Raw genomic sequence first — 19,381 nt, 5'->3', positions numbered from 1 at the left:
GATCCGGCCCGGACCGGCGCGCACGGACCGCGGCCGTCCCGGTTCACGCGCCGGCGTCGATGACCCTCGCCAGCACCTCCCGCGCGTACTCCTCGTCGTACGGCGTGCCCGTCAGCAGCACCTGCAGACAGATCCCGTCCGTCAGCGCGACCAGTGCCCGCGCGGTGACCGGGTCGGCGCGGGCGGCGAGCCGGTCGGCGAGGTCGTCGGCCCACTCGGCGGCGACCGGGCGCAGGGCGGGGCGGCGCAGGGCGGCCACATAGAGCTCGTACTCCAGCTCGACGCCGGTGCGCTCGCCTGCCAGCCACTCGCCCAGCAGGCCGGCGAGTTCGGCGGCCAGATCGGTGCGCGGGTCGGTAAGACTCCCGCGGGCGGCGACCACCTTGGCGAAGCCCTCGTTGGCCTGGCGGAGCGCCGCGACCATCAGCTCGTCGAGGGTCTTGAAGTGGTACGTCGTGGAGCCGAGCGGCACGTCGGCCTCGGCGGCGACGGAGCGGTGGCTCAGCCCGGCCAGGCCCTTGGCCCCGACGACCCGGATCGCCGCCTCGATGATCCGCTGCCGCCGCTCGGGGTCGTAGCGGCGGGGCATCAGTGCGCACCGCCCAGGTTGAGCACCACCACTCCGACGATGATCAGCGCGATGCCGGCCGCCTTGGCCGCGGTCATCCCCTCCCCCAGGAACACCATCCCGATGGCGGCGATGGCGGCGGTTCCGACGCCGGCCCAGATCGCGTACGCGGTGCCGACCGAGATGGTCTTCAGCGTCTGGGCGAGCAGCACGAAGGAGACGACGTAGCCGAGGACGGTGAGCAGCGAGGGCACCAGCCTGCTGAAGCCGTCGCTGTATTTCATCGCCGTGGTCCCGGCGACCTCGGCGGCGATCGCCGCGGCGAGCAACAGACATCCCATGTGTACGAGCGTACATAACGCTGCCATGCTGCTCGGCCGGACACGCACGCCTCGCGCCCTTCCAGCCGTCGGCCCAACGCGACTTCGGAGAGCCGTATCTGATGTGGGGTCAGCCGCAACTGCCGGCCGCCCGCCCGCGAGGTGTCCGGGGTGCCGTGGGGGAGAGTTGTGAGCATCTGACCGCGCGTGAAACCGGGGAGGCCGAAAACCACTCGTTCAAACGGCTCCCAGGACCTCACCGGCTCCACTAGTGTTTCACCGTTCACCCACTTCCCCGTCTCGGCCGCAGCCGTCGCCCCAGGCGCCCGCCGGAGGAATCGCGCATGCCACGAAGCAAGTCCCGGCCCTCTCAGAACCAGCCATGGGAGAGCGGCTGGTCCCCGGACACCACCCGGGTGCCGGGAACACGACGCCTGTGGCTGGCCGGTGCGCTGGCGATAGCCACGGTCGCCGCGTGCGTGACGGCGGTGACCATGACGGAGCATCAGACCGACGATCCGTCACCCGCACCTGACCAGGCGGCCGCCGCGGACCCGAGCGGCCCCGGTCTGATCTCCTACGCCACCCCGTCCACGACGGGCGCTTCGGCATCCGGCGACGAGAGCGCGTCACCGTCCGCGCGGACGACCACGAGCGCCCCCGAACCCCAGGGCTCGGCCTCCGCGCGCCCGCCCGCCGCTCCCGCCGAGCCCTCCACCTCGCACCCGAGTTCGGCCGCCCCGAAGCCCTCGACGACCTGGCGCTCGGTCCGCTCGGCCAACTACCCCGACCGCTACTGGCACATCAGCGGCGGCCTGGTGCGGCTCGACCAGGTCGGCGGCTCGGAATCCCGCGAGGACTCCACCTTCAAGCTGGTCAAGGGCCTGGCCGACAGCTCCTGCCACTCCTTCGCCACGGCCGACGGCAAGTACCTCCGCCACCGCGACTTCGTCCTGCGCGCGGACCGCGACGACGGCTCGTCCCTCTTCAAGCGGGACGCCACGTTCTGCCCGCGCACCTCACCGGTGTCCGGCGCGATCATGCTGGAATCGGTCAACTTCCCGGGCCGCTTCCTGCGCCACAAGAACTTCACGCTCCGCCTGGAGTCGTACCAGCACAGCGGCCTCTACCAGGCGGACTCGGCGTTCCGGCTGGTGGGCGCCCTGGCCTGAGCACGCGAAACGGCGACGCCCGAAGGCGTCGCCGTTCGCATCAGCTCGTGGATGCTCGTGGTTCTCAGACGTTGAAGCCGAGCGCCCGCAGCTGCTCACGGCCGTCGTCCGTGATCTTGTCCGGGCCCCACGGCGGCATCCAGACCCAGTTGATGCGCAGCTCGTTGACGAGGCCGTCCGTGGCGGACTTGGCCTGGTCCTCGATGACGTCCGTCAGCGGACAGGCCGCCGACGTCAGGGTCATGTCGATCGTCGCGATGTTCGCGTCGTCGATGTGGATGCCGTAGATCAGTCCGAGGTTGACGACGTCGATGCCCAGTTCGGGGTCGACGACGTCGTACAGGGCCTCACGGACTTCCTCTTCCGAGGCCGGCTTCATCTCAAGGGTCTCGCTCATGCCGTCTTCCTTTCGGCGTCGGCTCCCAGCGCCTGGGCCGTCGCGTCCTTCCACGCCATCCAGCTCAGGAGAGCGCACTTCACCCGCGCCGGGTACTTGGAGACACCGGCGAACGCGACCGCGTCCTCCAGCACCTCCTCCATCGCGTCGTCGGGCTCGATCCGGCCCTTGGACTGCATCAGCTCCAGGAAGGTCTCCTGGATCTTCTGCGCGTCCGCCAGGTCCTTGCCGACCAGCAGGTCGTTCAGCACGGAGGCCGAGGCCTGGCTGATCGAGCAGCCCTGGCCCTCGTACGAGACGTCCTCGATCGTGGTGCCGTCGTACTTCACCCGCAGCGTGATCTCGTCACCGCAGGTCGGGTTGACGTGGTGCACCTCGGCGTCGCCATCGCGCAGACCACGCCCGTGCGGGTGCTTGTAGTGGTCCAGGATGACTTCCTGGTACATCGAATCCAGCTTCACGATCCAGCCAGCCCCTCAGCCGAAGAAGTTCCGTACGTGCTCCAGGCCGTCGACCAGAGCGTCGATCTCGGCCGGCGTGGAGTACAGGTAGAACGACGCTCGCGTGGTCGCAGGAATTCCGTACCGCAGGCAGACCGGGCGTGCGCAGTGATGACCCACGCGTACCGCGATGCCCTGCTCGTCGAGGACCTGGCCCACGTCGTGCGGGTGGATGTCACCGAGCGTGAACGAGATCGCCGCGCCCCGGTCCTCGGCCGTGGTGGGGCCGATGATCCTGAGCCCCGGCACCTCGCCGAGCCTCTTCACCGCGTACTCGGTGAGCGCGTGCTCGTGGGCGAGGATCTTGTCCATGCCGATCGCCGACAGGTAGTCGATCGCCGCGCCCAGACCGACCGCCTGCGCGATCGGCGGGGTGCCCGCCTCGAACTTGTGCGGGGCGGGAGCGTACGTCGACGAGTGCATCGACACGGTCTCGATCATCTCGCCGCCGCCCAGGAACGGGGGCAGGTCCTCCAGCAGCTCCTGGCGGCCCCAGAGCACGCCGATGCCGGTCGGACCGCACATCTTGTGGCCGGTGAAGGCCACGAAGTCGGCCTGCAGGGCCTGTACGTCCATCGGCATGTGCGGCGCGGCCTGCGAGGCGTCGATGCAGACCAGCGCGCCGACCTCCTGCGCCCGGCGCACTATCGCCTCGACCGGGTTGACCGTGCCCAGGATGTTCGACACCAGCACGAAGGAGACGATCTTCGTCTTCTCGGTGATGATCTCGTCGATGTTGGAGAGGTCGAGCCGGCCGTCGTCGGTCAGGCCGAACCACTTCAGCTTCGCGCCCGTGCGCTGTGCCAGCAGCTGCCACGGCACGATGTTGGAGTGGTGCTCCATCTCCGTGATGACGATCTCGGTCTCGTGGTCCACGCGGTAGGGCTCGTCGGCCCAGCCCAGCATGTTCGCCACGAGGTTGAGCGACTCGGAGGCGTTCTTGGTGAAGATCACCTCGTCGCGGCTCGGCGCGTTGATGAACGCGGCGACCTTGTCGCGCGCGCCCTCGTACAGCGCCGTGGCCTCCTCGGCGAGCACATGCACACCGCGGTGGACGTTGGCGTTGTAGCGCTCGTAGTACTCGTTCAGGGCGTCGAGCACCTGGCGCGGCTTCTGCGAGGTCGCCGCGTTGTCCAGGTACACGAGCTTCCGGCCGTCGTGGACCTGACGGTCCAGGATGGGGAAGTCCTTGCGGATCGCCTCGGTGTCGAGGAGGCCCGGCAGCTGTGTCACGCGGATGCGCCACCCTTCGTGTCGACTGCGTCGTGCTTCGCGTAGGCCTCGTAGCCCTCGTTCTCCAGCTTGTCGGCGAGCTCGGCGCCGCCGGACTCGACGATGCGGCCCGCGGAGAAGACGTGGACGTAGTCGGGCTTGATGTAGCGCAGGATGCGCGTGTAGTGCGTGATGAGCATGGTGCCCACCTCGCCGCTCTCACGGACGCGGTTGACGCCTTCGGAAACGACACGGAGCGCGTCGACGTCCAGACCGGAGTCCGTCTCGTCGAGGATCGCGACCTTGGGCTTGAGCAGCTCCAGCTGAAGGATCTCGTGGCGCTTCTTCTCACCGCCGGAGAAGCCCTCGTTCACGTTGCGCTCGGCGAAGGCCGGGTCCATGTTGAGACGCTGCATGGTCTCCTTGACCTCCTTCACCCACGTCCGCAGCTTGGGGGCCTCGCCGCGGATGGCGGTGGCGGAGGTGCGCAGGAAGTTGGAGACGGAGACGCCGGGGACCTCGACCGGGTACTGCATCGCCAGGAACAGGCCCGCGCGGGCGCGCTCGTCGACGGACATCTCCAGGACGTCCTCGCCGTCGAGGGTGACGGTGCCGCCGGTGATCGTGTACTTGGGGTGACCCGCGAGCGAGTAGGCGAGCGTCGACTTGCCGGAGCCGTTCGGGCCCATGATGGCGTGCGTCTCGCCCTGCTTCACGGTGAGGTCGACACCCTTGAGGATTTCCTTCGTGCCGTTCTCGACCTCGACGGTGACGTGCAGGTCTCGGATTTCAAGCGTTGCCATGGATGCCTCAGGACTCCTGGGAAAGGGAGACGAGCACATCGTCCCCTTCGATCTTTACGGGGTATACGGGGACGGGGCGCGTCGCGGGCAGGCCGGACGGTTTGCCGGTGCGGAGGTCGAAGCTGGAGCCGTGCAGCCAGCACTCGATCTGACAGTCCTCCACCTCGCCCTCGGAGAGCGAGACGTTCGCGTGCGAGCAGATGTCGTGGATAGCGAACACCTCCCCCTCGGTACGCACGACCGAGACCGGCGTGCCGTCGAGTTCCACCCGCTTCGGAGTGTCCTCGTCCAGCTCGCTCAGCCCACAGGCGCGTACGAACGTCGACGGGGCAGTCATCAGACCGACGCCTCCAGCTCCTCGTCGATCTTCGCGAGAAGGCGCTCCTGGATGTCGTCGACACCGATCTGCTGGACGAGCTCGGCGAAGAAGCCGCGGACCACCAGGCGGCGGGCCTCCTCGGCGGGGATGCCGCGGGCCATCAGGTAGAAGAGCTGCTCGTCGTCGAAGCGGCCGGTCGCCGAGGCGTGGCCGGCGCCGACGATCTCGCCGGTCTCGATCTCCAGGTTCGGCACGGAGTCGACCCGGGCACCGTCCGTGAGGACGAGGTTCCGGTTCATCTCGTACGTGTCGGTGCCCTCGGCCGTGGCCTCGATGAGCACGTCGCCGATCCACACCGCGTGGGCGCCCTCGCCCTGGAGCGCGCCCTTGTAGGCGACGTTCGACTTGCAGTGCGGGGTGTTGTGGTCGACCAGGAGGCGGTGCTCCTGGTGCTGGCCGGCGTCGGTGAAGTACAGGCCGAACAGCTCGGCCTCACCGCCGGTGCCGGCGTAGGCCACGCGCGGGTGCAGACGGACGAGGTCGCCGCCGAAGGTGACCACGAACGACTTGAAGGTGGCGTCCCGGCCGATCAGCGCGTTGTGCTGGGCCACGTGCACGGCCTTGTCGTCCCAGTCCTGGACGGAGACGACGGTCAGCTTGGCGCCGTCCCCGAGGACGTAGTCGACGTTGGCGGCGAGCACGGCGTCACCGGTGTGGTCGATGACCACGACCGCCTCGGCGAAGGCTCCCAGCTCGACGACCTGGTGGGCGTACGCGGTCCCGCCCTCGCCGTGCACGGCGATCCGGATCGGCTCGGTGAGGACCGTCTCCTTAGGGACGGTGATCACGCCGGCCTTCTCGAACGCCGAGTACGCCTGGGCGGCGACGCGGTCCACCGGGGTGCCCGCCTTGCCGAGACGGGCGTCGTCACGGCCGACAAGCTCGACGACGACGCCCTCGGGGGCGTCGACGGCGACCTTCATGCCGTTGCCGGTGGCGACCGCGGTGCCGTCGTGCAGCCCGCGCAGCCGCTCCAGCGGCGTGAACCGCCACTCCTCCTCGCGGCCGTGCGGGACCGGGAAGTCCTGCACGTCGAAGGACGGGGGCGCGCTCATGCGCGTGGCGACGGTCGACTCGGCGGCCACCGCGATCTGGCCGGCGGTGGTGGACCCCACCGGAATGTTCTGAGCCTCAGCCATGGCTGTCGGTCTGCTCTCTTCCTACGTCAGAAATTCGCTGGCTGGTGTGGAGGCGGGCCTTAGCCGACCGCGCCTTCCATCTGCAGCTCGATCAGCCGGTTGAGTTCGAGGGCGTACTCCATGGGGAGTTCCTTGGCGATCGGCTCGACGAAGCCGCGCACGATCATGGCCATCGCCTCGAACTCGGTCAGACCACGGCTCATCAGGTAGAAGAGCTGGTCCTCGGAGACCTTGGAGACGGTCGCCTCGTGGCCCATGGACACGTCGTCCTCGCGGACGTCCACGTAGGGGTAGGTGTCGGAGCGGGAGATGGTGTCGACGAGCAGCGCGTCGCACAACACGTTCGACTTGGAGCCGTGGGCACCCTCGCCGATCTCGACGAGACCGCGGTAGGAGGTACGACCGCCACCACGCGCCACCGACTTGGAGACGATGTTGGAGGAGGTGTTCGGCGCCATGTGGACCATCTTGGAGCCGGCGTCCTGGTGCTGGCCCTCGCCCGCGAAGGCGATGGACAGGGTCTCGCCCTTGGCGTGCTCGCCCATCAGGTAGACGGCCGGGTACTTCATCGTCACCTTGGAGCCGATGTTGCCGTCGATCCACTCCATGGTCGCGCCCTCGTACGCCACGGCGCGCTTGGTGACCAGGTTGTAGACGTTGTTCGACCAGTTCTGGATGGTCGTGTAACGGCAGCGGGCGTTCTTCTTGACGATGATCTCGACGACGGCGCTGTGCAGCGAGTCCGACTTGTAGATCGGGGCCGTACAACCCTCGACGTAGTGCACGTAGGCACCCTCGTCGACGATGATCAGGGTCCGCTCGAACTGGCCCATGTTCTCCGTGTTGATGCGGAAGTAGGCCTGGAGCGGGATCTCGACGTGCACGCCCGGCGGCACGTAGATGAAGGAGCCGCCCGACCACACCGCGGTGTTCAGGGAGGCGAACTTGTTGTCACCGACCGGGATGACGGTCCCGAAGTACTCCTTGAAGAGCTCCGGGTGCTGCTTCAGGGCCGTGTCGGTGTCGAGGAAGATGACGCCCTGCTCCTCCAGGTCCTCGCGGATCTGGTGGTAGACGACCTCGGACTCGTACTGGGCCGCGACACCGGCGACGAGGCGCTGCTTCTCCGCCTCGGGGATGCCGAGCTTGTCGTACGTGTTCTTGATGTCCTCGGGCAGGTCCTCCCAGGACTCCGCCTGCTTCTCCGTGGAGCGCACGAAGTACTTGATGTTGTCGAAGTCGATGCCCGACAGGTCCGAGCCCCAGTTCGGCATGGGCTTCTTGCCGAACAGGCGCAGGCCCTTGAGACGGAGCTTGGTCATCCACTCCGGCTCGCTCTTCTTCGCGGAGATGTCGCGGACGACGTCCTCGTTGATGCCGCGCTTGGCAGAGGCGCCGGCCGTGTCGGAGTCGGCCCAGCCGTATTCGTACTTGCCCAGGCCCTCGAGCTCGGGGTGGGCAGTCTCCGTGGGGAGAGTCATGCGGGGTTCCTCCCGGCCGTGCTTGCAGATGCGTTGTCGGTGCTGTGGGAAATCTTGGGGATGAACGTCGTGCAGACGCCGTCGCCGTGCGCGATGGTCGCCAGTCGCTGGACGTGGGTGCCGAGCAGCTGGGAGAAGATCTCGGTCTCCGCCTCGCAGAGCTGCGGGAACTTTTCCGCGACGTGGGCCACCGGGCAGTGGTGCTGGCAGAGCTGCTCGCCGACCGGTGCGCTTCGCGCCGTAGCAGCGTACCCGTCCGCGCTCAGGGCCTTGGCCAGCGCTTCCGTCCGCCCTTCGGGGCCGGCGGCTTCGATGGCCTTGCGGTACACGGTGGCCTGTTCGGCGATCCGGGCGCGGGCGAAGGCGACGACCGCCTCGTCCCCGCCGAACTGCTCCTGGATCCAGCGCAGGGCGTCCACGGCGAGCTTGTCATAGGACTGGTCGAAGGCGTCGCGGCCGCAGTCGGTGAGCGCGAAGACCTTGGCGGGCCGGCCGCGCGTACGCGCTCCGTAGACCCGCTGTTCCCGGGCCTCCACGACGTCGTCGGCGACCAGCGCGTCCAGATGCCGGCGTACGGCCGCCTGGGTGAGTCCCAGCCGTCCGGCCAGCTCGGTGGCGGTCGACGGCCCGTGGTCCAGGATGGACCGCGCGACCCGGTTGCGCGTCGAGCGCTCACCGGTCGCTAGCTCCTCCTGCGGGGCCCCCTTGGGGGTCTCCCGAGCCTCGCCGACGTATTTCACAACGCCATTGTTGCGTAATTCCTCTGAGGCAGGCAAGCGGCGCCCCCGCCGCCCGACGGTGCCCTGCGTCACTTAGGCTTACCTAATCTGACCTGCGGAAACGATCTTTGATCGATCAAATCGGTGGCCTTCATGGGCCCGTTCCGGGACACTTCCGCCCATGCCCACACCCCCTCCCACCGGCCCTCTTGTCACGCGGGACGGGCTCGCGGCCCAGCTGCGCGCACTGGGTGTCGAACCCGGCGAGACCCTCCTCGTCCACTCCTCCCTCAGCTCACTCGGCTGGGTCTGCGGAGGAGCCGTCGCGGCCGTCCAGGGACTCCTCGACGCCCTCGGTCCGGACGGCACCGTGGTGGTCCCCAGCCAGTCCAGCGACCTCTCCGACCCGGCCCAGTGGGGCCGCCCGCCGGTGCCCGAGGCCTGGTGGGAGACGATCCGGGCCACCATGCCCGCCTACGACCCGCTCATCACCCCCACCCGCGGCCTCGGGGTGATCCCGGAGACCGTGCGGACGTGGCCGGGCGCCCAGCGCAGCGCACACCCCCAGACCTCCTTCGCGGCGCTCGGCCCGCGCGCGGCGGAGGTGACCGACGGACACGCCACCGACTGCCGTCTGGGCGAGCACAGCCCGCTGGCCCGGCTGGAGGCGCTCGACGCCCGGGTGCTGCTGCTGGGCACCGGATACGACACCTGCACCAGCTTCCATCTGGCCGAGTACCGCATACCGGCACCGCGCGTGAAGGTGGGCCGCCCGGGAGCGGCGGGCTGGGAGGTGGTGACCGAGGTGTCGATCGACTCGGACCGGTTCGACGAGCTGGGCCACGACTTCGAGCGGGACCGCCCCGTCGTCCGCGGAAGAGTGGGCGCCGCCGACGTACGGCTGTTCCCGGTGGCGGACGCGGTGGCCTACGCACAGCGGTGGCTGGCGGTGCACCGGCCGCGCGAGGAGGAGATCTGAGGCCCGGCCCGTCCGGGCCTCGGACGGAGATCTCGTACCCGCCGGTCGGGGCCCCCGTTCGCGAACCTAGACTCTGGACCCATGCGAAGTGAGCCCGTGGTCCAGATCCAGGCCCTGGTGAAGCGGTACGGCAGGAAGACCGCGGTGGACGGCCTCGACCTGGTGGCCGAGGCGGGTGTGACCGCCGTACTCGGCCCCAACGGCGCGGGCAAGACGACGACGGTCGAGACCTGCGAGGGCTACCGGAAGCCGGACTCCGGCACGGTGCGCGTCCTGGGCCTCGACCCGGTGAGACAGTCGCGACAGCTGAACCCCCGGATCGGCGTGATGCTGCAGTCCGGGGGCGTCTACTCGGGCGCGCGGGCCGACGAGATGCTCCGGCACGTCGCCAAGCTGCACGCCCACCCGCTGGACGTGGACGCGCTCATCGAGCGCCTGGGCCTCGGCAGTTGCGGCCGGACGACCTACCGGCGACTGTCGGGAGGCCAGCAGCAGCGGCTCGCGCTCGCCATGGCGGTCGTCGGCCGCCCCGAACTGGCGTTCCTGGACGAGCCCACCGCCGGCCTCGACCCGCAGGCCCGCCACGCCACCTGGGATCTCGTGCGGGACCTGCGCGCCGACGGCGTCTCCGTGATCCTCACGACCCACCACATGGACGAGGCCGAGCAGCTCGCCGACGACGTCGCGATCATCGACGCGGGCCGGGTCATCGCCCAGGGCTCCCCGGAGGAGCTGTGCCGCGGCGGCGCGGAGAACACCCTGCGCTTCAGCGGCCGGCCGGGCCTGGACGTCGGGTCCCTGCTCAAGGCGCTCCCGGCGGACTGCACGGCCGCGGAGCTGACGCCGGGCTCGTACCGGATCGGCGGCAAGGTCGACCCCCAGCTGCTCGCGACGGTCACCTCCTGGTGCGCGCAGCACGGGGTGATGCCGGAGAAGATCTCGGTCGAACGGCACACGCTCGAAGACGTGTTCTTGGAGCTCACCGGCAAGGAGCTGCGCTCATGACCACCGGCACCACCGGCACCTACGCGCCGCGGCCGGGTGCCGCTCCGCTCCCCCGCATGATCGGGGCGCAGGCCGCCCTGGAGACGAAGATGCTCCTGCGCAACGGCGAGCAACTGCTGCTGACCGTCGTGATCCCCACGTTGCTGCTGGTGCTGTTCAGCTCCGTCGACATCGTGGACACGGGCGCGGGCGAGGCCGTCGACTTCCTGACCCCCGGCGTCCTCGCGCTCGCCGTGATGTCGACGGCGTTCACCGGACAGGCCATCGCCACGGGCTTCGAACGCCGGTACGGCGTCCTCAAGCGCCTCTCCTCCTCGCCCCTCCCCCGCTGGGGCCTGATGACCGCGAAGACGCTGGCCGTGCTGGTCACGGAGGTCCTCCAGGTCGTCCTGCTGACGGTGATCGCCTTCGCGCTGGGCTGGGAGCCGCACGGCAATCCCTTCGCCGTCCTGCTTCTGCTGGTCCTCGGAACGGCCGCCTTCTCGGGGCTCGGACTGCTGATGGCGGGCACCCTGAAGGCGGAGGCCACGCTGGGCGCCGCCAACCTGGTCTTCCTGCTGCTGCTGGTGGGCGGCGGGGTGATCGTGCCGCTGGACAAGTTCCCCTCCGGCGCCCAGGACGTGCTCGGGCTGCTGCCGATCTCGGCGCTGTCCGACGGGCTGCGGGACGTGCTCCAGCACGGTGCCGGGATGCCGTGGGGCAACCTGGGGATCCTCGCCGTGTGGGCGGTCGTGGGGCTGGCGGCGGCGGGGCGGTTCTTCCGCTGGGAGTAGGCCGCGAGGCACCTCCGGGGACCCTCGTGAAAGCGTGCACAAGCGGCCCCCTACGATGGGACGCGTGCCAAAAGTGACCCGCGCCGACGCCGTAGCGGCCGTCCGCAATCCACTCGCCTTCATCGCCGCACGCTGGACCCCGACCCCCCGGACGGTCCGGCGGGCGGCCCTCGCCGCACTCGTCATGTCGGTGCTCATCGTGGTCACCGGCGGTGCGGTGCGGCTCACCGGGTCCGGGCTCGGCTGCCCGACCTGGCCCAAGTGCACCGACGACTCGCTGACCGCCACCAGCGCGATGGGCTTCCACGGCGCCATCGAGTTCGGCAACCGCATGCTGACGTACGTGCTGTGCGCGGCGGTCGGCTGGGCGATCATCGCCGCGCGCTCCGAGAAGCCGTACCGGCGCGGACTGACCCGGCTGGGCTGGGCGCAGTTCTGGATCGTGATGAGCAACGCGATCCTCGGCGGCATCGTGGTCCTGGTCGGCCTCAACCCGTACACGGTCGCGGCGCACTTCGTGGCCACCTCCGCCCTGATCGCGGTCGCCATTGTGATGTGGCAGCGCACCAGGGAAGGCGACGGGACGCCCCGCCCGCTGGTCGGCAAGGCCGTGCGGCAACTGGTGTGGTTCCTGGTCGCGGCCACCGTCCTGCTGATCCTGGTCGGCACGGTCGTCACCGGCGCGGGACCGCACGCGGGCGACTCCAGCGAGGTCGAGCGGATGCCGCTGGACTGGGAGACCGTCAGCAAGGTGCACGCCGTGCTGGCCTGGGTCGTGGTGTCGCTGACGTTCGCCCTGTGGTTCGTCCTCAAGGCGGTCGACGCCCCCAAGGACCCGCTGGCCCGCACCCGCGACCTCTTCCTGATCCTGCTCGCGCAGGGCGTCATCGGCTACGTCCAGTACTTCACCGACCTTCCCGAGATCCTGGTCGGCCTGCACATGCTCGGCTCCGCGCTGGTGTGGATCGCGGTACTGCGCGTGCTGCTGGCCCTGCGGGAGCGGCCGGAGACGGTGGCCGAGGTGCCGGGACAGTCGAGCGAGGCGACGCTGACGCGGGCGTAGCCGTGAGCTCGCGGCCGTAGCTCACTCCAGCCCGTACACCCGCCTGGCGTTGCCCGCCGCGATCAGCCCCGCCACCCGCTGTGCGTCCGCCAGCGACCACGCCCCCTCGGCGACCCAGGTGCCCAGCACCCGGCCCAGCGCCTCCCGGAACAGCCGGGCCCCCACGACGTGCAGTTCGGGCAGACCCTGGGCCCCGCTGGAGAAGAGGATCTTGCCGAAGGGGGCCAGCTCCAGGATCTCCGCGAGGACGGTCGCGGCGCGGGCCCCGGTCCGCACCAGCGCGGCGCCCGAGTCGGCGTACACGTGCGGGAAGACCCCGGCGAGGTGGGCCGCGTGCCGGTGGTACGGGTAGCCGTGCAGCAGCACGAGATCCGTTCCGAGGCCGGCCGTGGCCCGGACGAAGTCCGTGAGCAGCACCGGATCCGTGCGGTCGATGCGCAGTCCCGGTTCGCCGAGACCTGCGTGCAGTTGCAGCGGCAGGCCGGAGGCGACCGCGATCCACAGCAGGTGCCGCAGCAGCACCGGGTCGCTCAGCTCCCCGCCGACCCGGCGTCCGGCGAGCCAGCGGCCGGCGGCGCCGCGGACCTCGCCCGGCCCCGGCGGCTCGGGCGCGAGCGCGAGTCCGTGCCGTACGCCCGCCACGGAGGTGAAGGCCACCGCGCCCGAGGCGGCGCCGTGCACCGACTCGGCGAGGTTGGCGAGGAAGGACTCGACGGTGCCGGAGGTGTCGGCGACCTGCTCGGCGAGGAGTTCGAGCCGCACGACCTCGCGGGCCTGGGCGTCCGCCGCGGAAGCCATCTCGGCGGGCCCGGTCAGGTCGCCGGGCAGCCCGGTGTCGACCAGGTAGGTCGTGATGCCACTGCCTCTCAGCAGCCTGCGGCCCGATTCCAGTACGCCGAGTTCGCGGCGCCGGGCGAGGTAGCGGGCGGGCGGGCAGTGCGGCTCCAGACCGAGCAGCGGGGGGCACCAACGGCGTACGGCGAACCCCGTCTGCGTGTCGAAGAGCGTCGTACCCGGCGCGGGCGGACCCTCGGTCCGGGCCAGCTGGGCCTCGAAGGTGCCGAGGCCCAGTTCCGTTCTCAGGACGCCGTGACAGTACTGGTCCACGAGGGACGGCGTTTCGATCATCCGGGCTCCCCACGCTTGGACTCTGTCCTTCTCAGGTCCTAACGGGTGAACCGGGCACGAGGTGTTGCGGTCACACACCCCGTGCGAAGCGTTCCGCGGGGGGAGCCGGTATGGGGTCAGTCGTTGCTCGGGCCGCCCACCTGGATTCCCGCCATGCGGCTCCACTCGTACGGGCCGGTCTTGACCTTGGCCGCGAACTCACCGTCGAAGTCCTCGTGGACGGTGATCCCGGCCTTCTCCGCCGCCTGCTCGGCGAGCGCGTACGAGGGGGCGACCACGTCGCCCCAGGCGCCGTCCTCGCCGACGAGCACGATCCGGGCGCCGCGCTCCCCGAGGTACGCGATCTGGCCCTCGGCGCCGCCGTGCTCCTTGGAGAAGCCGCTGATCTGCTTGGCGAGCCGGGTCACTTTGCGCTCGGCCTTCGGGTCCACCTGCTGCGTGTCTGCCATGGCCAGGATGCTACCGACGGGTAGATCAAACGGCGACGGGCGGGGTGCGTGGCCTTGGCCACGCACCCCGCCCGTCGCAGGGAACTCAGCGCAGGAAGGGATCCACCGCGACCGCCACGAACAGGATCGACACATAGGTGATCGACCAGTGGAACAGCCGCATCTCCTTGAGCTTGCCGCCGGTCACCTCGGCCTTGGCCCGGTTCTGCAGCCCGTGCGCCTCCCACAGCCAGAAGCCGCCCGCCAGCAGCGCGACCGCCGTGTAGAACCAGCCCGTGTAGCCGAGCGGCTGCAGCAGCAGCGACACCGCGACCATCACCCAGCTGTAGAGCACGATCTGCTTGGCGACCACCTTGTTGGAGGCGACGACCGGCAGCATCGGCACGCCCACGCGCGCGTAGTCCTCCCTGACCTTCATGGACAGCGGCCAGTAGTGCGGCGGCGTCCAGAAGAACATGACGAGGAAGAGGACGATCGGCGCCCACGACATGGAGTTGGTGACGGACGACCAGCCGATGAGCACGGGGAGGCAGCCGGCGATGCCGCCCCACACGATGTTCTGCGAGGTACGACGCTTGAGGATCATCGTGTAGACGACGACATAGAAGAGGAGCGCTCCGAGCGACAGCCAGGCCGAGAGCCAGTTGACGGCGAGACCGAACAGCAGCGTGGAGACGACGGCGAGGGTGATGCCGAAGGCGAGGCACTCGCGTGGGCTCACCATGCCGGTGACCAGCGGGCGCTGCGAGGTGCGGTCCATCAACGCGTCGATGTCGCGGTCGATGTACATGTTCAGCGCGTTGGCGCCACCCGCGGAGAGGTAGCCGCCGACGCAGGTCAGCAGCACGAGCGTCAGGTCGGGCACACCCTGCTGCGCCAGGAACATCACCGGAACGGTGGTGATGAGCAGCAGCTCGATGATCCGAGGCTTGGTCAGAGCTACGAACGCCTTGACACGGGCCCCGAACGGCCGGTGGCTCGGGCTCTGGCTCGCACCGAGCACCCCCGCTGGACGGGATTCGACGGCCGTCACGCACACCCCTACAGAGACATCCCAGCGAGCCTCAGCCGTGTGAAGTCCCGGTAAAGGCTCGCGCGTACCACGCCACTGTAGACGTTGCCCAGACCCGGACATTCGCGGGGGTCCAGTCGTGTTGGGCGGCGCCTCCGGAAGAGCCGCACGGCACTCGATTGAGCACTCGGACGAGCGGTTCCGTATTCACATGCCGAACGCGGAACGGCCCAGTCGGGAGGCGGATCCCGACGAGTCCAGACACTCTGGAATGACTCGAAAAAACGCGCGTTCTTACAAGGGTAGGCTCGACAGCGCCCGGAGCGTTCAGCACACCGGCATTCGACATGCGTGACATGTGGAGAGGAGCCCTGACCCAGGGTGAGCACCAACCCGACCACCACAGACCTCGAGTGGACCGATTTGGACCAGCGGGCCGTCGACACCGCCCGCGTCCTGGCCGCCGATGCCGTACAGAAGGTCGGCAACGGCCATCCCGGTACGGCGATGAGCCTGGCCCCGGCCGCGTACACCCTCTTCCAGAAGGTGATGCGGCACGACCCGGCGGATCCCGACTGGGTCGGCCGCGACCGTTTCGTGCTGTCCGCGGGCCACTCGTCCCTGACCCTCTACACCCAGCTGTACCTGGCCGGTTTCGGTCTGGAGCTGGATGATCTGAAGGCGTTCCGGACGTGGGGTTCCCAGACCCCCGGCCACCCCGAGTACGGCCACACCACCGGTGTGGAGACGACCACCGGTCCGCTGGGCCAGGGTGTGGCCAACGCGGTGGGCATGGCGATGGCCGCCCGTTACGAGCGCGGCCTGTTCGACCCGGACGCCCCCGAGGGTGCCTCGCCGTTCGACCACCACATCTTCGTGATCGCCGGTGACGGCTGTCTGCAGGAGGGCATCTCCGCGGAGGCGTCCTCGCTGGCCGGGCACCAAAAGCTCGGCAACCTCGTCCTGCTGTGGGACGACAACCACATCTCCATCGAGGGTGACACCGAGACGGCCGTCTCGGAGGACACCGTCAAGCGGTACGAGGCCTACGGCTGGCATGTGCAGCGGGTGGCCCCCAAGCCGGACGGCGACCTGGACCCGCAGGCCCTCTACGACGCCGTCGAGGCCGCCAAGCAGGTCACCGACAGGCCCTCCTTCATCGCGATGCGCTCGATCATCGCCTGGCCGGCGCCGAACGCGCAGAACACCGAGGCCGCGCACGGCTCGGCGCTGGGTGACGACGAGGTCGCCGCCACCAAGCGGGTGCTGGGCTTCGACCCGGAGAAGAGCTTCGAGGTCGCCGACGAGGTCCTCGCGCACACCCGGGCGCTGGGTGAGCGGGGCCGGCAGGCCAAGGCCGAGTGGGAGAAGTCCTTCCAGGAGTGGCAGGGCAACAACTCCGAGCGGGCCGCCGAGTTCGACCGGATCGCCAAGGGCGAACTGCCCAAGGGCTGGGAGGAGAAGATCCCGGTCTTCGAGGCGGGCAAGGGTGTCGCCACCCGCGCCGCGTCCGGCAAGGTGCTCCAGGCGCTGGGTGCGGTGATCCCGGAGCTGTGGGGCGGCTCGGCCGACCTGGCCGGCTCCAACAACACCACCATCGACAAGACGAGTTCCTTCCTCCCGGCGGACAACCCGCTGCCGGAAGCGCAGCCGTACGGCCGCACGATCCACTTCGGTATCCGCGAGCACTCCATGGCCGCGGAGATGAACGGCATCGCCCTGCACGGCAACACCCGCATCTACGGCGGCACCTTCCTCGTCTTCTCCGACTACATGCGCAACGCGGTACGCCTGTCCGCGCTGATGCACCTGCCGGTCACCTACGTGTGGACGCACGACTCCATCGGCCTGGGCGAGGACGGCCCCACCCACCAGCCCGTCGAACACATCGCCTCCCTGCGCGCCATCCCGGGCCTGAACGTGGTCCGCCCGGCCGACGCCAACGAGACCGCGATCGCCTGGCGCGAGATCCTGCGCCGCTACACCAAGGTGTTCGGCAAGGGCGCTCCGCACGGCCTCGCCCTCACCCGTCAGGGCGTACCCACCTACGCGCCCAACGAGGACGCGGCCAAGGGCGGTTACGTCCTGTTCGAGGCCTCTACGGGAACGCCCGAGGTGATCCTGATCGCGACCGGTTCCGAGGTGCACGTGGCCGTCGAGGCGCGTGAGCAGCTCGAAGCCGACGGTGTGCCGACGCGGGTCGTGTCCATGCCGTCCGTGGAGTGGTTCGAGGAGCAGGACCAGGGGTACCGGGACAGCGTCCTGCCGCAGGCGGTCAAGGCGCGAGTCGCGGTCGAGGCCGGCATCGGTCTCACCTGGCACAAGTACGTGGGCGACGCCGGCCGCATCGTTTCCCTGGAGCACTTCGGTGCTTCGGCCGACGGCAAGGTGCTCTTCCGCGAGTTCGGCTTCACTGCGGAGAATGTGGCTGCCAAGGCCAGGGAATCCATCACCGCCGCCCAGCGCTGACGCTCATATACGACACGTAGGAGATGCAATTTCCATGACAGACGCACTCAAGCGCCTCTCCGAAGAAGGCGTGGCGATCTGGCTGGACGACCTGTCGCGCAAGCGGATCACGTCCGGCAACCTCGCCGAGCTGATCGACCAGCAGCACGTCGTGGGCGTCACCACCAACCCGTCGATCTTCCAGAAGGCGATCTCCGAGGGCGACGGTTACGACCAGCAGCTCTCCGACCTCGCCGTCCGCAAGGTCACGGTCGAAGAGGCCATCCGCATGATCACGACGGCCGACGTCCGTGACGCCGCCGACATCCTGCGCCCGGTCTTCGACGCCACCGGCGGGCAGGACGGCCGGGTGTCCATCGAGGTCGACCCGCGCCTGGCCCACAACACGCACGCGACCGTCGCGGAGGCCAAGCAGCTGGCCTGGCTGGTCGACCGCCCGAACACGCTCATCAAGATCCCGGCGACCGAGGCGGGTATCCCGGCGATCGCCGAGGTCATCGGCCTCGGCATCAGCGTCAACGTCACGCTGATCTTCTCTCTGGAGCGCTACCGCCTGGTCATGGACGCCTTCCTGACCGGCCTGGAGAAGGCCAAGGAGCGCGGCCTGGACCTCTCGAAGATCCACTCCGTGGCGTCCTTCTTCGTGTCCCGTGTGGACACCGAGATCGACAAGCGGATCGACGCGCTCGGCACCCCCGAGGCCAAGGCCGCCCGCGGCAAGGCGGGCGTCGCCAACGCGCGCCTTGCCTACCAGGCGTACGAGGAGGTCTTCTCCTCGGACCGCTGGAGCACGCTGGAGAACGCGGGTGCCAACAAGCAGCGTCCGCTGTGGGCCTCGACCGGCGTCAAGGACAAGGCGTACAAGGACACGCTGTACGTCGACGAGCTGGTGGCGCCGAACACGGTGAACACCATGCCGGAGGCGACCTTGTTCGCCACCGAGGACCACGGCGAGATCCGGGGCAACGCGGTCGCCGGCACCTACGAGCAGGCCCGCGCCGACCTCGACGCGGTCGAGAAGCTCGGGATCGCCTACGACGACGTGGTCCGACTGCTGGAGGAAGAGGGCGTCGACAAGTTCGAGGCGTCCTGGACCGACCTGCTCAAGTCGACCGAGGCGGAGCTTCAGCGCCTCGCCCCTTCGGAGGGCTGAACCCTTGTCGAGCAGCAACCCGCTGCGTGACCCCGCCGACCGACGGCTCCCGCGTATCGCGGGGCCGTCGGGCCTGGTCATCTTCGGCGTCACGGGCGATTTGTCACGAAAGAAGCTCATGCCCGCCGTGTACGACCTTGCGAACCGGGGTCTGTTGCCGCCGGGTTTCTCGCTGGTCGGTTTCGCCCGGCGTGAGTGGCAGCACGAGGACTTCGCACAGGAGGTCCACGACGCCGTCAAGGAGCACGCCCGTACGCCGTTCCGCGAGGAGGTCTGGCAGCAGCTCATCCAGGGGATGCGCTTCGTGCAGGGCACCTTCGACGACGACGAGGCGTTCGAGCGGCTGCGCGGCACGATCGAGGAGCTGGACAAGGCCCAGGGCACGGGCGGCAACTTCGCCTTCTACCTCTCCGTGCCGCCGTCCGCCTTCCCGGTGGTCATCCAGCAGCTGAAGAAGCACCAGCTGGCCGACCAGTCGAGCGGCTCCTGGCGGCGCGCGGTCATCGAGAAGCCCTTCGGCCACGACCTTCAGTCGGCCGAGGAGCTCAACGCGACGGTCGAGGAGGTCTTCGCCCCGGACCAGGTCTTCCGCATCGACCACTACCTGGGCAAGGAGACCGTCCAGAACATTCTGGCGCTCCGCTTCGCCAACACGATGTT

20 protein-coding genes and 1 pseudogene are annotated in these 19,381 nt (G+C 69.4%); 8 read left to right on the top strand and 13 right to left on the bottom strand.

From position 1 onward, the window contains the following. Positions 1-43: 43 nt before the first annotated feature. Both KUM49_RS06380 and KUM49_RS06375 read right to left on the bottom strand, forming a co-directional pair. Complete coding sequence (locus KUM49_RS06380) at positions 44-589, bottom strand: TetR/AcrR family transcriptional regulator (protein ID WP_217235709.1); 546 nt, start codon at positions 587-589, stop codon at positions 44-46. Further along, the gene (locus tag KUM49_RS06375; RefSeq protein WP_254400805.1) at positions 589-909 is read right to left on the bottom strand and encodes a multidrug efflux SMR transporter; all 321 of its coding nucleotides are present in this window, start codon (positions 907-909) and stop codon (positions 589-591) included. Before KUM49_RS06375 ends, KUM49_RS06380 begins: the two co-directional genes overlap by 1 nt. Before the next feature lie 323 nt (positions 910-1,232). Here KUM49_RS06375 and KUM49_RS06370 point away from each other — a divergent pair, with 323 nt between their 5' ends. Continuing rightward, the gene (locus KUM49_RS06370) at positions 1,233-2,060 is read left to right on the top strand and encodes an AbfB domain-containing protein (RefSeq protein ID WP_217235707.1); all 828 of its coding nucleotides are present in this window, start codon (positions 1,233-1,235) and stop codon (positions 2,058-2,060) included. 64 nt (positions 2,061-2,124) lie between these two features. Here KUM49_RS06370 and KUM49_RS06365 read toward each other — a convergent pair whose 3' ends face one another. From KUM49_RS06365 to KUM49_RS06330, 8 genes are read right to left on the bottom strand one after another with little or no spacing between them, the layout of a single operon-like run. Continuing rightward, positions 2,125-2,457 carry a metal-sulfur cluster assembly factor gene (locus KUM49_RS06365; RefSeq protein ID WP_020130530.1) on the bottom strand — a complete coding sequence of 111 codons (333 nt, stop codon included), beginning with the start codon at positions 2,455-2,457 and terminating at the stop codon, positions 2,125-2,127. Further along, the gene (sufU, locus tag KUM49_RS06360) at positions 2,454-2,918 is read right to left on the bottom strand and encodes a Fe-S cluster assembly sulfur transfer protein SufU (RefSeq protein WP_217235706.1); all 465 of its coding nucleotides are present in this window, start codon (positions 2,916-2,918) and stop codon (positions 2,454-2,456) included. Before sufU ends, KUM49_RS06365 begins: the two co-directional genes overlap by 4 nt. A 15-nt stretch (positions 2,919-2,933) precedes the next feature. After that, the gene (locus KUM49_RS06355; protein WP_217235705.1) at positions 2,934-4,190 is read right to left on the bottom strand and encodes a cysteine desulfurase; all 1,257 of its coding nucleotides are present in this window, start codon (positions 4,188-4,190) and stop codon (positions 2,934-2,936) included. Further along, positions 4,187-4,972, bottom strand: a complete 786-nt coding sequence (gene sufC / locus KUM49_RS06350) for a Fe-S cluster assembly ATPase SufC (protein ID WP_217235704.1) — start codon at positions 4,970-4,972, stop codon at positions 4,187-4,189. Before sufC ends, KUM49_RS06355 begins: the two co-directional genes overlap by 4 nt. A 7-nt stretch (positions 4,973-4,979) precedes the next feature. Continuing rightward, positions 4,980-5,309: a non-heme iron oxygenase ferredoxin subunit gene (locus KUM49_RS06345; RefSeq protein ID WP_217235703.1), complete on the bottom strand. Its 330-nt coding sequence runs from the start codon at positions 5,307-5,309 to the stop codon at positions 4,980-4,982. Next, the gene (gene sufD / locus KUM49_RS06340; protein WP_217235702.1) at positions 5,309-6,490 is read right to left on the bottom strand and encodes a Fe-S cluster assembly protein SufD; all 1,182 of its coding nucleotides are present in this window, start codon (positions 6,488-6,490) and stop codon (positions 5,309-5,311) included. The genes KUM49_RS06345 and sufD overlap by 1 nt, the downstream gene beginning before the upstream one ends. 59 nt (positions 6,491-6,549) lie before the next feature. Next, positions 6,550-7,971: a Fe-S cluster assembly protein SufB gene (sufB, locus tag KUM49_RS06335; protein ID WP_217235701.1), complete on the bottom strand. Its 1,422-nt coding sequence runs from the start codon at positions 7,969-7,971 to the stop codon at positions 6,550-6,552. Then, positions 7,968-8,711, bottom strand: a complete 744-nt coding sequence (locus tag KUM49_RS06330) for a metalloregulator ArsR/SmtB family transcription factor (RefSeq protein WP_217235700.1) — start codon at positions 8,709-8,711, stop codon at positions 7,968-7,970. Before KUM49_RS06330 ends, sufB begins: the two co-directional genes overlap by 4 nt. Before the next feature lie 160 nt (positions 8,712-8,871). On the opposite strand from KUM49_RS06330, the gene KUM49_RS06325 reads away from it, so the two are divergent. The 4 genes from KUM49_RS06325 to KUM49_RS06310 all read left to right on the top strand — a co-directional run bounded on the left by KUM49_RS06325 (position 8,872) and on the right by KUM49_RS06310 (position 12,510). Beyond that, a complete protein-coding gene (locus tag KUM49_RS06325; RefSeq protein WP_217235699.1) occupies positions 8,872-9,669 on the top strand; it encodes an aminoglycoside N(3)-acetyltransferase in 798 nt (265 codons plus the stop codon). 81 nt (positions 9,670-9,750) lie between these two features. Then, positions 9,751-10,674 carry an ABC transporter ATP-binding protein gene (locus KUM49_RS06320; RefSeq protein WP_217235698.1) on the top strand — a complete coding sequence of 308 codons (924 nt, stop codon included), beginning with the start codon at positions 9,751-9,753 and terminating at the stop codon, positions 10,672-10,674. Beyond that, complete coding sequence (locus KUM49_RS06315; protein ID WP_217235697.1) at positions 10,671-11,447, top strand: ABC transporter permease; 777 nt, start codon at positions 10,671-10,673, stop codon at positions 11,445-11,447. Before KUM49_RS06320 ends, KUM49_RS06315 begins: the two co-directional genes overlap by 4 nt. Positions 11,448-11,502: 55 nt before the next feature. Then, the gene (locus tag KUM49_RS06310) at positions 11,503-12,510 is read left to right on the top strand and encodes a heme A synthase (protein ID WP_217235696.1); all 1,008 of its coding nucleotides are present in this window, start codon (positions 11,503-11,505) and stop codon (positions 12,508-12,510) included. A 21-nt stretch (positions 12,511-12,531) separates the two neighbouring features. Here KUM49_RS06310 and KUM49_RS06305 read toward each other — a convergent pair whose 3' ends face one another. From KUM49_RS06305 to KUM49_RS06295, 3 genes are all read right to left on the bottom strand, one after another. Further along, complete coding sequence (locus KUM49_RS06305; protein ID WP_217235695.1) at positions 12,532-13,638, bottom strand: amidohydrolase family protein; 1,107 nt, start codon at positions 13,636-13,638, stop codon at positions 12,532-12,534. 116 nt (positions 13,639-13,754) lie between these two features. Beyond that, positions 13,755-14,087 carry a hypothetical protein gene (locus KUM49_RS06300; RefSeq protein WP_217235694.1) on the bottom strand — a complete coding sequence of 111 codons (333 nt, stop codon included), beginning with the start codon at positions 14,085-14,087 and terminating at the stop codon, positions 13,755-13,757. 85 nt (positions 14,088-14,172) lie between these two features. After that, a complete protein-coding gene (locus tag KUM49_RS06295) occupies positions 14,173-15,126 on the bottom strand; it encodes a heme o synthase (RefSeq protein WP_217235693.1) in 954 nt (317 codons plus the stop codon). Between the two features lie 354 nt (positions 15,127-15,480). Between KUM49_RS06295 and tkt the strand changes: the two genes are divergently transcribed. The 3 genes and pseudogenes from tkt to KUM49_RS48075 form a co-directional block, all read left to right on the top strand. Continuing rightward, on the top strand, positions 15,481-17,568 hold the full coding sequence (gene tkt, locus KUM49_RS06290) for a transketolase (protein WP_217235692.1): 2,088 nt from the start codon (positions 15,481-15,483) through the stop codon (positions 17,566-17,568). 34 nt (positions 17,569-17,602) lie between these two features. Beyond that, a complete protein-coding gene (gene tal, locus KUM49_RS06285; RefSeq protein ID WP_217235691.1) occupies positions 17,603-18,721 on the top strand; it encodes a transaldolase in 1,119 nt (372 codons plus the stop codon). Between the two features lie 4 nt (positions 18,722-18,725). Continuing rightward, positions 18,726-19,381: pseudogene (locus KUM49_RS48075) on the top strand (glucose-6-phosphate dehydrogenase); the annotation flags it as partial.

The organism is Streptomyces sp. AC555_RSS877 (assembly GCF_019049245.1).
Classification (GTDB): Bacteria; Actinomycetota; Actinomycetes; order Streptomycetales; family Streptomycetaceae; genus Streptomyces.
The sequence above is the reverse complement of the archived record's forward strand: the minus strand, read 5'-3'. Positions and strand labels throughout refer to the sequence as shown.

Coding starts and splice junctions, on each gene's coding strand:
- KUM49_RS06380 (WP_217235709.1), bottom strand. CDS start 589: ATGCCCCGCCGCTACGACCCCGAGCGGCGGCAGCGGATCATCGAGGCG.
- KUM49_RS06375 (WP_254400805.1), bottom strand. CDS start 909: ATGGGATGTCTGTTGCTCGCCGCGGCGATCGCCGCCGAGGTCGCCGGG.
- KUM49_RS06370 (WP_217235707.1), top strand. CDS start 1,233: ATGCCACGAAGCAAGTCCCGGCCCTCTCAGAACCAGCCATGGGAGAGC.
- KUM49_RS06365 (WP_020130530.1), bottom strand. CDS start 2,457: ATGAGCGAGACCCTTGAGATGAAGCCGGCCTCGGAAGAGGAAGTCCGT.
- sufC (WP_217235704.1), bottom strand. CDS start 4,972: ATGGCAACGCTTGAAATCCGAGACCTGCACGTCACCGTCGAGGTCGAG.
- KUM49_RS06345 (WP_217235703.1), bottom strand. CDS start 5,309: ATGACTGCCCCGTCGACGTTCGTACGCGCCTGTGGGCTGAGCGAGCTG.
- sufD (WP_217235702.1), bottom strand. CDS start 6,490: ATGGCTGAGGCTCAGAACATTCCGGTGGGGTCCACCACCGCCGGCCAG.
- sufB (WP_217235701.1), bottom strand. CDS start 7,971: ATGACTCTCCCCACGGAGACTGCCCACCCCGAGCTCGAGGGCCTGGGC.
- KUM49_RS06325 (WP_217235699.1), top strand. CDS start 8,872: ATGCCCACACCCCCTCCCACCGGCCCTCTTGTCACGCGGGACGGGCTC.
- KUM49_RS06320 (WP_217235698.1), top strand. CDS start 9,751: ATGCGAAGTGAGCCCGTGGTCCAGATCCAGGCCCTGGTGAAGCGGTAC.
- KUM49_RS06315 (WP_217235697.1), top strand. CDS start 10,671: ATGACCACCGGCACCACCGGCACCTACGCGCCGCGGCCGGGTGCCGCT.
- KUM49_RS06310 (WP_217235696.1), top strand. CDS start 11,503: ATGGGACGCGTGCCAAAAGTGACCCGCGCCGACGCCGTAGCGGCCGTC.
- KUM49_RS06305 (WP_217235695.1), bottom strand. CDS start 13,638: ATGATCGAAACGCCGTCCCTCGTGGACCAGTACTGTCACGGCGTCCTG.
- KUM49_RS06300 (WP_217235694.1), bottom strand. CDS start 14,087: ATGGCAGACACGCAGCAGGTGGACCCGAAGGCCGAGCGCAAAGTGACC.
- tal (WP_217235691.1), top strand. CDS start 17,603: ATGACAGACGCACTCAAGCGCCTCTCCGAAGAAGGCGTGGCGATCTGG.